Annotated in this window: 11 protein-coding genes; 6 read left to right on the forward strand and 5 right to left on the reverse strand. The window is 74.1% G+C overall.

The window, feature by feature from the left end; genetic code table 11:
• Positions 1-89, forward strand: an 89-nt coding sequence (locus ACWD4O_RS48345) for a TerB family tellurite resistance protein (RefSeq protein WP_451279329.1), incomplete at its 5' end; no start/stop codon positions are given.
• Positions 90-182: 93 nt separating this feature from the next.
• On the opposite strand, the gene ACWD4O_RS48350 is transcribed toward ACWD4O_RS48345, so the two are convergent.
• Entirely contained in the window at positions 183-1,118 is a 936-nt protein-coding gene (locus ACWD4O_RS48350) for a M56 family metallopeptidase (protein WP_451289525.1), read from the reverse strand.
• Positions 1,119-1,124: 6 nt separating this feature from the next.
• A complete protein-coding gene (locus ACWD4O_RS48355; RefSeq protein WP_451289527.1) occupies positions 1,125-1,514 on the reverse strand; it encodes a BlaI/MecI/CopY family transcriptional regulator in 390 nt (129 codons plus the stop codon).
• A 173-nt stretch (positions 1,515-1,687) separates the two neighbouring features.
• Here ACWD4O_RS48355 and ACWD4O_RS48360 point away from each other — a divergent pair, with 173 nt between their 5' ends.
• The 5 genes from ACWD4O_RS48360 (at position 1,688) to ACWD4O_RS48380 (ending at position 7,316) form a co-directional block, all read left to right on the forward strand.
• Complete coding sequence (locus tag ACWD4O_RS48360) at positions 1,688-2,263, forward strand: TerD family protein (protein WP_451289529.1); 576 nt, start codon at positions 1,688-1,690, stop codon at positions 2,261-2,263.
• Positions 2,264-2,292: 29 nt separating this feature from the next.
• On the forward strand, positions 2,293-2,949 hold the full coding sequence (locus ACWD4O_RS48365) for a hypothetical protein (protein WP_451289530.1): 657 nt from the start codon (positions 2,293-2,295) through the stop codon (positions 2,947-2,949).
• Positions 2,937-3,218: a twin-arginine translocase TatA/TatE family subunit gene (locus ACWD4O_RS48370; RefSeq protein ID WP_451289531.1), complete on the forward strand. Its 282-nt coding sequence runs from the start codon at positions 2,937-2,939 to the stop codon at positions 3,216-3,218. The genes ACWD4O_RS48365 and ACWD4O_RS48370 overlap by 13 nt, the downstream gene beginning before the upstream one ends.
• 207 nt (positions 3,219-3,425) lie before the next feature.
• Complete coding sequence (locus ACWD4O_RS48375) at positions 3,426-4,256, forward strand: hypothetical protein (RefSeq protein WP_451289536.1); 831 nt, start codon at positions 3,426-3,428, stop codon at positions 4,254-4,256.
• A gap of 402 nt (positions 4,257-4,658) precedes the next feature.
• On the forward strand, positions 4,659-7,316 hold the full coding sequence (locus tag ACWD4O_RS48380) for a BTAD domain-containing putative transcriptional regulator (protein ID WP_451289532.1): 2,658 nt from the start codon (positions 4,659-4,661) through the stop codon (positions 7,314-7,316).
• Between the two features lie 107 nt (positions 7,317-7,423).
• Here ACWD4O_RS48380 and ACWD4O_RS48385 read toward each other — a convergent pair whose 3' ends face one another.
• The 3 genes from ACWD4O_RS48385 to ACWD4O_RS48395 form a co-directional block, all read right to left on the reverse strand.
• Positions 7,424-8,806: an NADase-type glycan-binding domain-containing protein gene (locus ACWD4O_RS48385; RefSeq protein WP_451289533.1), complete on the reverse strand. Its 1,383-nt coding sequence runs from the start codon at positions 8,804-8,806 to the stop codon at positions 7,424-7,426.
• Positions 8,803-9,360 carry a phage tail protein gene (locus tag ACWD4O_RS48390; RefSeq protein ID WP_451289534.1) on the reverse strand — a complete coding sequence of 186 codons (558 nt, stop codon included), beginning with the start codon at positions 9,358-9,360 and terminating at the stop codon, positions 8,803-8,805. The genes ACWD4O_RS48385 and ACWD4O_RS48390 overlap by 4 nt, the downstream gene beginning before the upstream one ends.
• The coding region (locus tag ACWD4O_RS48395; protein ID WP_451289535.1) for a putative baseplate assembly protein at positions 9,361-10,898 on the reverse strand (1,538 nt) is incomplete at its 5' end. It abuts the gene before it with no gap.

The raw sequence follows: 10,898 nt of genomic DNA on the forward strand, positions 1-10,898 counted from the left end.
CGGACGGCGACTTCGACAAGACCGAGCAGGCCGTGGTCCGGGAAGCCTGCTTCACCCTCGACCTGCCCCCGCACGAGTTCGACCTCTGACGAGTCGCGGGCGGCATGCCGGGCTGACGCGCAGTGCGTCGCCCCGGCCCGACGGCGGCCCGCCCCCGTGGGGCCGGCCGCCGGAGGGCCGGGTCACAGGGGTGTGGCGGCGTGCAGGATGAGAAGCATGGTCACGGCGGAGTTCGCCGAGGACATCGCCGAGACGGCCGTGCCCGCGGCGGCGCCCCAGACGGCGAGACCCACCGTGGTGAAGGCCGACGGCCAGTCCCGCACCGCGGGTGCGGGACCGAGCAGGGCCCGCACCCGGCGCGGCACCGGCCCCGGCGTCGCCGCGAAGCCGGCGAGCGTGGGCAGCGGTGTGCCGCGCGAGACGAGCGCGGCCTTGCCTATCGCCCGGGCCACGGTGCGCCGGCTGCCGACCGCCCGGGCCGCGTCCTCGTCCGCCCAGCGCTCGGCCGTGTAGGCCACGGCCGAGCTCAGCGGGCGCAGGAACGGGTTGGCCCGGGCCGCCAGCCGGACGGCGAGCAGGTGCCGGTGGTGACGGGCGGCGAGGTGGGCGCGCTCATGCGCGAACAGGGCCCGCCGTTCGGCCGGTTCGAGGGAGTCCAGCAGACCGGTGGTCACGACGATCCGGTCCCGGCGCCCGCCGGGCAGGGCATACGCGTACGGAGTCCCGTCGGGCAGGACCGCGACCTCGGTGCCCGGCAGCCCGGCGAGCGCCCGGTGGGCACGACGGCGGACCCGGCGGTGCCGCCACAGCGTCCGACCGCAGACCAGGGCCACCGCCGTCAGGGCGGGGATGGCCGCCTTGCCGGCGATCTCGTCGTACGGGACGGCCGCCCGCACCTCGGGGTCCGACCAGCCGTCGGGCAGCGGGTTGCCGGGGAGCTGGGCGGTGCCGACGACCATGAGCAGCCCCAGGCACACCGTGCTGCACACGGCCATCACCGCGGCCACGCCGGTCAGCAGCCGGGTCGCGGTGCGCGGATGCAGATGCTGTTCGGCCAGCCGCGCGACGGGCCATGCCGTGAGCGGCAGGACCAGCGGCAGAAAGACGAAGACCCCCATGAGGCGTCAGTCTTCCCCTCCGTCGCGGGGCTCGGCGAGCAGTTCGCGCAGCAGCCGTTCGTCGTCGGGACCGAGGCCGGTGACGAAACTGGCCAGCACGGCCTCGCGGTTCCGCTCGGCGTCCAGCACCCTGCGCATCCGGTGCGCGGCGAGACCGGCCTCGTCCGACGCCGGCGTCCAGACGAAGGACCGCCCCACCCGCTCGCGGGTGACCGCGCCCTTGGCCAGCAGCCTGGTCAGGATCGTGATGACCGTCGTATAGGCGAGATCGCCGCCCAGGCGCTCCTGCACCCACCCGGCCGTCGCCGGCCCGTCCGCCTCCCGCAGCGCCGACAGGACCGAGACTTCCAGCTCGCCCTGCCCTCGCCGCCGGGGACGCTGCCGGTGATCCGTCACGCCCTGTCTCCTCTCCGTCGCCGCCCGTTTCCCGGCCGACCATCGTATCGATGTCCGGAGTGGCTCCTATCGGATTGTAGAAGGCGCACACCACTTTCTCTACAGTGTTGTAGATTCATGATCCCGGTCCGGGAAGCGGGCCGCGACAGGTGCAGGCCGAGAAGGAGTACGCAGTGGGAGTTTCCCTGTCCAAGGGCGGCAACGTATCGCTGAGCAAGGAGGCGCCGGGCCTGACCGCCGTCCTGGTCGGACTCGGCTGGGACGTCCGGACGACCACCGGCACCGACTACGACCTCGACGCCTCCGCCCTGCTGCTCGACGCCTCCGGCAAGGTGCCGTCCGACCAGCACTTCGTCTTCTACAACAACCTGCGCAGCCCCGACGGGTCCGTGGAGCACACCGGCGACAACCTCACCGGCGAGGGCGAGGGCGACGACGAGTCGGTGAAGGTGGACCTGGCCGGTGTGCCCGCCGAGATCGACAAGATCGTCTTCCCGGTCTCCATCCACGACGCGGAGAACCGCGGCCAGAGCTTCGGCCAGGTCCGCAACGCGTTCATCCGGGTGGTCAACCAGGCGAACAACCAGGAACTCGCGCGCTACGACCTGTCCGAGGACGCCTCCACCGAGACCGCGATGGTCTTCGGCGAGCTCTACCGCAACGGCCAGGAGTGGAAGTTCCGTGCCGTCGGCCAGGGCTATGCCTCCGGACTGGCCGGCATCGCCTCCGACTTCGGGGTGAGCGTCTGAGCCGCCCGGGCGATCGACGCGAGGAGCATGTGTCCGACCCGCCCCGACTGCGCGCGCAGGACCTGGCGGACTTCGAGGCGGTGCTGGACCTGGCGCTGGCCGGCCCCGAGATCCGGGCCGTCCTCCTCGACGACGCCACCGGCGTGGCGCGCGAGCGGCTGCGCACCGGGGCGTTCAGGGCCGCCGACACGATCACGGCGGCGGCCGCGGCGGAGTACGGCGCCTACCTGGCCGCACGGGAGACAGCCGAGCACGGCCCGGACCACGGCGCGGACGACGACGGCAGCGTGGCGCCCGCGCTCCTGGTGCTGACCCCGCTCGTCTCCGCCGCGTCCGCCGTGGTCGTGTCCGCGCTGGGCCACGGGCTTCGGCTGGCCGCGGTGCCGGGCCCCATGCCCCACTCGCTCGTCACCGCGGGCTGGATGCTGGCGGTCGTCGCGGCGGTGAGCACCCTGGTGGCGCTGGTCGCCCTCATGCGCACCGCCGTGCGGCAGCGAGGCGGCACACCCTCCGTCGAGGACCGCCCGGAACGGGCTCGTCTGGTCTGGCGGCGGGCGCTGCTCGACCGCGGGATGCTGCCCCATCTGCGCCGGCGCGTGGCCGAGGACGCGAGCCTGCGCTCCACGCCGCCGATCCACGTCTCACCGCCCCCACAGGACAGGACAGGACCCTCATGTTCGGACTGAGCGAATTCGCCATCATCCTCGTCGTCGTCATCGCGCTCCTCTGTGTGAAGAAGCTGCCCGACCTGGCCCGTTCGGCGGGCAAGTCGGCCCGCATCCTCAAGGCGGAGGCGCGTGCCGCGCAGGACGAGGAGAGCGGCGCGGAGGCAGGTCACGCTCCGCGGATCGTCCAGGGCGAGACGCTCGCCTCGGGCCCCGCCGCGGGCGCGGGCGCGGAGCGCCCGGCCGCCCGGGAAGGCGGACGGGGCACGGAGGGCGGGACGAAGATGTAGTCGCCGGGTGAGGTGCGCAGGCGCACCTCGCTTGTCCGGCCCCCTCCCCCTCCGGTCCCCCTCCCGTCCGGGCCTCCGGGCCCGCCCGACCTCCGGACCTCCGGGGCCTCCCCGTCGCCCGGGTCGAATGCGACAATGCGCTGCTCGGTCGATCGGCGCGCGGGCTCACGGTGGGACGCGAGCACCGTCATGGAGAGGGGGGTGGCCATGGCAGTGGCCATGTGTCCGTTGTGCAGCGACGACGAGGACGTCGAGCTGGTCCGCGCCTTGGAGGGCGGACGGCGGACCGTCAGACACAGGTGTGGGTACGAGTGGGACCACGGGGAGCCCACGCCCCCGAAGAAGAGGACGTCCTCCTCCTTCGAGGACCTCAAGGCCCGTTTCCCGAAGCCCGAGGACGTCGAGCCCGAGGTGCTGGCGCGCGTGACCCGGCTCAAGGCGCAGTACCTCGCCGCCCAGCCGGGCTTCGATCCGCGGGTCGCGGCCTACTGGGCGAAGTACCAGGAGATCTTCTCCCCCGCCGGTTTGCAGACGTGCGACCCCAGGGTCCTCAAGGACTTCGCCAACTCCGAGGTCGGGGCCCGCCCCGGCAACCAGGCCACGTTCAACTCGGCGTGGAACGCCCTGGGCGACGCCGCGGCCGGGGAGGAGACGCGCAGGACGATCGAGTACCTCCTGCACGGCCCGGCCGACGTGCCGCTCGAAGACCGGCTTCAGCACTTGCTGGCCGGCACGAAACCGTTCGCCATGACCGGTTTCAAGGAAGCGCTCCTCACGAGGGTGCTCTGCGTCGTGCAGCCCGAGCGATTCCTGTCGATCCTCAAATACACGACGGAGGCCGGCGGAAAGCGCGAGATCGCGCGGACGGTCTACGGACTGGAGCTGCCTGCCCCGGAGTCGGTGAACTGGACCCTCGGGCGGCTCATCCTCTGGAGCAACGACCTCCTCCATGCCCTGGTCGGCGAGGGTTTCGCCAACCAGCAGCACTCCGCCGCCTTCCTGTGGTGGGCCAAGGACCAACCTGGCGGATGCCGGTAGCACGACGCCGGAAGCCGGCCGGAACGAGCTGCCGACATAGTGGTTTCCGGCCGTGTTACGCCGCGCCGACGCCCGTGCCGACGCCCCGACGGCACGGGCGCAGGCATCCTCGGCGGCGTCGAGTCGAACGTCCCTCAGGCCCGAAACGACACTCTCTTTGCCATCTGCCGTTTCCGGGCGCGCCGGATGAGGGAAAAGCACGAAAATGACACACCACGGCCACTCAAGTCCCACGCCCCATAACCTGCACGGCTTTTCAGTACCAAAAAACAGCACAAAAGAAGAAACAGTTGAAATGGGACACATCTGCCAAAGCGTCCGGGAACCACGGAGATGAGGCGTATGACGAGTCTTTTACCGGCTCAGCAGTGGACCGCATTCCGCATACCGGTCTCTGAGGCCATGTCACGGGGCCGCCTGACCGAGCAGTTCGCCCACTGCTCGTTGGGCTTGGTCGTCGCGCCGCCCGGCTTCGGCAAGACCGCGCTGCTGGCGCAGGCGGCCAGGGCGCATCCGGGCCCGGTGACGTGGTACCAGGCCCGGCCCGACGCCGACCAACGGGAGTTGCTGACCACGCTCGGGTACCCGGCGGACGCGCTGGCGGGCTCCGCGGGGCCGCCCGGCGCGGCCCAGCGGACGCCGCGGCGTCGCGATGTCAGGGACAGTGGAGCCGTCGGGCGACTCGTCGTCATTGATGACATGCACCTGCTCTCGGCGGCCGCACGGGCGCTCGTGGTCCGGCTCGGCCAGCTGGCCCCGCCGCACCCACGGGTGCTGATCGGCACACGCCCCGCCGCCGGGTTGTCGGTGGCCGCGCTGGAGGCGTCGAGCGCGACGGTGGTCAACGCCGACGCGCTGCGGTTCCGCTCCTGGGAGGTCGAGCACCTGTTCCCGCATCTGTACGACACGGCGCTGCGCCCCGGCATCGCGCTGCCCCTGGTCCGGGCCACCGGCGGCAGGGCCGCGACGCTGAGGCTGTTCGCCAGAGCCGTGGCGGCCCGCCCCGACACCGGACAGGAACAGATCCTGGCCGACGGGATGTTCGGCCGCGAATACCTGGAGCGGGAGGTGCTCGCTCCGCTCCCCGACCGGCTCGGACGGTTCCTGACGGAGACCTCCCTGCTGAGCCGGCTCACCGCCGACGCCTGCCGAGCGCTGACCGGCCGGGCCGACAGCGCCGAGATGCTGTGGTCCCTGGCCCACGAGCACGGGGTTCTGCGCGCCGACCCGGACGGGCGGACGTACCTCGCCGAGCCCCTGCTCCGCGAGTGTCTGCGCGCGCGGCTCACCGGCATGCTGACCGACGTCGAACTGACGCGGCTGCGCGCCCGGGCCACCGCCTGCGCCCCCGCAGACGATCACCAGGACCCGCCGCCTTCGGCGGTGCGCCGCCGCCCCGGGTCCGCCGACTGGCCCGATCCGCTGCGCATCGTCGTCGCGGGCGCCCCGGACACCTACCTCGACCGCACGGTCGGACACGTCGACGACGGCGGTCCCGGCAACTCCGCCGCCCTCCTCGTCCAGGGCATCGCCGCCGCCCTGACCGGCGACAGGACGGCCGGGCCCACCGTGCGCCGGGCCTTGGCGGAGGCGACGGACGACGCCCTGGTCGCACTGTCCGGGCAGTTGGTCCGGGTGGCGCTGACCGTGCTGGCCGGGGGCCCGGCCAGTCCGGTCCCCTACCCGGAACTCCAGCGGATCGCCTACGACGCCGAACGGCTGGACCTGCCGTGGCTGAGCCGGGCCGCCCGGTGCCTGCTGGGCCTGGGACCGCATCCCGAGGACGCCGGGCAGCCGGTCGTCGTACTGGACGAGTGCACCCGGCTCGGCGACGCCGAGGGCGCGGCGCTCGCCGCACTGGCCGGGTGCCTGCGCTCGGTACGGACGGGACGCCCCGGCATCGGCGAGTTGGAGGAGGTCGTGCGCCGGTTCCGGGCGCTGGGCTGGGGCACGCTGGAGGCGTGGGGCCGGGCCGCCCTCGCCGTCGTTGAAGTCGCAAACGACCTGCCGGACGCGGGGCAGCGCGCCGCGCAGGCGGAGGCGTTCGCCCGGTCGGCGGGGGTACCGGGGGCACGTGCTCTGGCCATGGGCGCGATGGCTCTGGCCGCGCCCGATGCGGCGAACCGGGCCGAGTTGCAGGAGGCCGCCTGGTCGACGGCCCGGTCCGCGGGGCTGCCGGAGTCCGGGCTGCGCTCCTGGCTCACCGCGCTCGCGTCCCCGGCCGGCCCGGTCGGGGACGGCGCAGCGGCGACGGGCCGGACCAAGTCCGGCGGACAGCAAGCCCCGGCGTCCGGACGCGGCCTCGGAGCACGGTCGGCGCCGGTCCTGACGGTGCGTTGCCTCGGCGGCTTCGAGTTCACCCTGGCCGGGCGCGAGCACGACTGGGCGAAGCTGCGCCCCAGGGCACAGGCGGTACTGCGGCTCCTCGCGGTTCGCGCAGGCCAGGCGGTCCACCGTGACCATCTGGTGGTCGCGTTCTGGGACGGAGTGACGACACCGTCCACACTGCACAACCTCCAGGTGACGGTCTCCAGTCTGCGTTCCTTCCTGGAACCGGAACGCCCCAGGGGCGGTTCGCGGCTCATCGCGCGGCAGGGCGACTCCTACCGCCTGGTGCTGGCGCCCGGGGACATGAGCGACGTCGCGTCGTTCGAGCGTGCGGTGCGCGAGGGCCGACGAGCCCGGGCGCAGAAGCGGCTGGAGGAGGCAGCCGACGCGTTCCGCATCGCTCTGGACCACTACGCGGGTGAGCTGCTGCCCGAGGACGGGCAGGCCGAGTGGGTGGCCGCCGACCGGGAACGGCTGCGCCGGGAGGCGGCCAACGCGGCCGTGGCGCTGGCCGAGATACGACTCTCCCAGGGCCGGCCCGTGGAGGCGGTGGAGGCGGCCGAACGCTGCCTCGAGGTCGACGGGCACCGCGACGCCGCATGGCGGGTGCTGATCCGGGCCTGCGACGCCGCGGGGCTCGCGGCCGACAGTGCGCGGGCCCGCAGCGGCTACTCGGCCATGCTGGCCTCCCTGGGGATCCCCCCGTCCGGCGGGCTCTCCCATCCGGTGTAGCGGCGGGCGCCGGGGCGCGCGGCCGCCGGGCCGCCTGCTCCGGAGCACGTCGCCTACCGGACTCCACCGAGGAGGAACACCCTGACGCCGGGCGTCCCGGGCCGGTGTCATCGCCGTCCGAAGAACTCGACCTCCAAGATCGCCGAGTGCCGCGCCCTCCCCTCGACTCCGTAACTGGACCGGATGATGAACCGCACCGTGCTGACGTTCGTCCCCCTGAGGTCCAGCGTCTGCGGCCCCGGCTTGTCCTCCAGCTTGAGCTGCTTCTTCTCGACGGTGCCGTCCGCTTCGCCCAGCTCGACGTCGAGGACGGACGGCCTGGCCTGCTTGAGGAACTCGTCCTTGTTGATCGAGACCCCGATGTGGATGATGAGTTTCTGGAGTGTGACGGGCTGTTCGAAGCGCGCCTCCAGATCCTCGCCCGTACCCGCGCCGGCCGACGCCGGCGCCCAGTAGGTGTTGTTCGCCCCGTCGAAGGCCAGGTTCGGCCCGTGGCCCTGGCGGTTGCTGGACGCCTCCGCGAACTTCGGGTTGACGGGGGTGGGTTTGGCCGTCCGGTTCCGGAGTGTGTCGATGAGGCTGCCCAGGTGGGGGCGGGCGAGGTAGCCGCCGCCGAGCAGGAGGACCAGCGTGAGCGGGATCGCGAGGCTCGGCCGGCGCCAGGCCCGGGCCGGGGGGCGCTGCCCGGCCGCAAGCCGACGCGGCGGGCGGCGGAGCCGGCGCAGCAGGCGCGCCCACCACGAGAGCCGCTCCTCCGTCACCACGGGCGCGGTGAGAACGGCGCCGCAGCGCAGGCACAGGGTGCGGGTACGGGGGTTGGCATGGGCGCATGCCTGACAGATCAGGTCATGGACCGGCGTCCGGGGGCGGGGCACGGGCGCGGTGGCGCCCTCGGCGGGCGATGCGGGCAGGTCGTCCGGGTCCGGCGCATGCTCACCGGGCCGCCGCACGGTGCCGGAGATCCCGGATTCCGCCGGTGTCCGGGGCCGGACCGGGCCGGTCGGCGCGGCGGGGACGGCGGAGACGGGCGGGACGGCGGGGACGGGCGGGACGGCGGGGACGGGCGGGACGGCCGGATTCGGGACAGCCTGCGCCTGCGTGGAGCCGGCCGGCTGTGTCCGGGGCTGTGTCGGAACGGGCGGCGCGGTCTCCGGCCGGGGCGGGAGGGGCGCGGTCCGGGTGGCCGTCGGCTCCGGCGCGGGACCGGCGGCCGCGACTCCCTGGACGGACGGCCCGGAAACGGACGCGTCCGGCGTCACGGGGCCCGGCGCCACGGGAGCCGGCGCCACGGGAGCCGGCGCCGCCGGGCCGGAGACGGCGGGCCCCGCGACGGCCGCGTGGGGCGCCGTTCCCGTGCCCTGGCCGCCGTTCGCGGTGCCGGCGCCGCTCTGCTCCCAGTCCAGGAAGGCGTTGCAGGACGCGCAGAACGCCGTGCCCGGCGCGTTGTGGTGGCCGCAGTCCGGGCAGACCAGCCCGTCGGCGCCGCTCATGACGCGTCCGCGAGGGGCAGCAGTTCCGTGTCGTACCCGACGTGCGCCGGCACCTCACCGGCCACCAGCCGGCGCAGCCGCTCCGCGCCCGCCGCGTCCGGATCGGCCACCCGCACCCGTACGGTGACCCGGGGCGGCGCGCCGGCCGGTCCGGGCAGGGGGCTGCCGGCCGTCTCGGACCACGAGGTTCCGCCGGTCTCCTCGATCTCCGCCTCCGCGCCGAACTCCACCCGTACGGCTTCGGCGAGGCCGCCTCCCGTGCCCCGCCTGCGGTGCCGTTCCACCGCCCCCAGGACCGCGGCCCGGTGCTGTCCGGCCGGCTGTCCGTCGGCCGGGCCCGTGGCCACCCAATCGCCCATCCACGCCAGGAAGTCCTCCGGGGCGGTGCGCGGGTCGAGGTGGGCGGGGAGGTTGTCGATGGTCAGCAGCACCGGCGCCAGTACGTCGTCCAGCGCGGCCAGGAACCGCTGGATGAAGTCCTCTCCCAGGTACACGGCGGGGAGCTGGTAGATGAGTGGATGAGGCGTGGGCAGTCCCTCGACTGTTCCGCGCATTCAGGCCTCCCGCATTCGGAGTTGGTGCTCGTAGGAAAAGACGAGGGCGTGCGGGTCGAGCACGATCTTGGTGACCGGGTCGGCGCGCTGCCCGGTCAGCGGGTCGGCCGGGAAGAGCCTGACGTCCTCGACGAGGTCGACGCCCGGCACCCGTTGGAGGACGGCGTACACCTCTCCGGCGTGGATCGGCCGCCCGAACGGCCAGCCCTGCCCGCTCGGTCCTCCGGTGATCGGGTTGAAATACCCGTACAGCGCGGCCAGCGCGGCGCTGCGGACCGGGTCGGCGGCCGCACCGCGGGACGCCAGGACCGACGCCACGACGGTGACACCCTGGTAGTAGGGCGGCTCGACCACCAGCCGGGTGCCGATGGTCCGGCGCTCGTCCAGGTAGTCGGCGAGGCCCCGCAGCGTCTCGCGGGGCGGCACCAGGTCGTCGAAGCGCAGCCGCCCCAGTTCGTCGCTGCGCACGGCCGGCACCAGCAGCAGCCGCACGCCGCCCTCCTCGCCCTCCCCTGCGGGTACGCAGGCGACCCGCGCCGCGTCCGGGGCGACCTCCCGGGCCAGCACCTCGTAGTCGCGCGGGACGACCGCCCGGTACAGGGTGCTCAGCGTCATGGGGCCGCGGACCTTGGCGCTCTCCACGCTCTCCCCGTCGACCCCGCCGACGGCGGCCCGCCGGTTCTCGGCCCGCGCGACGAACGGCAGCGAGGTGCGCAGCACCCGCAGCGTCCCCTTGGCGACGTTGCCCGCGCTGCCGCCTCCGGTCCGGTAGGCGCGGATCCGCACCGGGGCGCCCTTGGCCGGCACGGCGCCGTAGTAGCGGATCGTCCCGTCGGGCTCGCGGACGGCCGGACCGAAGTCGACCCGGCCGGAGTTCGGATCCAGCGTCAGATGCCGGTCGCCGGGCCCCGAGTGGGCGAAGTCGTCGACGCGGTGCCACTGCGACCAGTCCGAGCCGTCCGCGACCTCCACGACGAACGGCTCGTCGCCCGGGACGACGGGGGGCCGGGAGACGTGGAAGGACTGGCCGGGCACGCCCTCGGACAGTCCCAGGACCTCGTCCGTCACCGTCTCGGCGTGCACGGCCTCCACGGTCGCGCCGATGGTGAAGGCCTCGGCCTCGCGGATGGTCGGCGACTGCAGATAGGTGGGCTGGTCCGGCTCGGCGGAGACCAGCCGGCAGCGCACCCACCCCGCGGGCTGGCGCGCGATCGTGGATTCCGCGTGGCCGGCCGGCAGATGCAGCACCACCTGGCCGGGGCGGTTGAAGCCGCCGGTCGTGTCCTCCTCGACGTCGCAGCGCGCCCAGGCCGCGCCGTCCCACGCCTCCCAGCGCAGCGGCGGGCGGCGCGGGTCGACGCCGACGCCGTCGACCCGGCAGTCCAGCCGCAGCACGACGACCCCGGCCGGGACGGGGTTGCTGAGGCCGACGTACAGGGCGTCGCCGGGGACGGGCTCGTCGTCGAAGCAGGGCACGGCACGGCCGAGGGCGAGTTCCTGGGTGCGGTCCTCGGCCCCGCCGCCCGCCGGGACGGTCG

The sequence above is a fragment of the Streptomyces sp. NPDC002623 genome (genome assembly GCF_053592635.1).

Coding starts and splice junctions, on each gene's coding strand:
- ACWD4O_RS48350 (WP_451289525.1), bottom strand. CDS start 1,118: ATGGGGGTCTTCGTCTTTCTGCCGCTGGTCCTGCCGCTCACGGCATGG.
- ACWD4O_RS48375 (WP_451289536.1), top strand. CDS start 3,426: ATGGCAGTGGCCATGTGTCCGTTGTGCAGCGACGACGAGGACGTCGAG.
- ACWD4O_RS48380 (WP_451289532.1), top strand. CDS start 4,659: ATGTCACGGGGCCGCCTGACCGAGCAGTTCGCCCACTGCTCGTTGGGC.
- ACWD4O_RS48385 (WP_451289533.1), bottom strand. CDS start 8,806: ATGAGCGGCGCCGACGGGCTGGTCTGCCCGGACTGCGGCCACCACAAC.
- ACWD4O_RS48370 (WP_451289531.1), top strand. CDS start 2,937: ATGTTCGGACTGAGCGAATTCGCCATCATCCTCGTCGTCGTCATCGCG.
- ACWD4O_RS48390 (WP_451289534.1), bottom strand. CDS start 9,360: ATGCGCGGAACAGTCGAGGGACTGCCCACGCCTCATCCACTCATCTAC.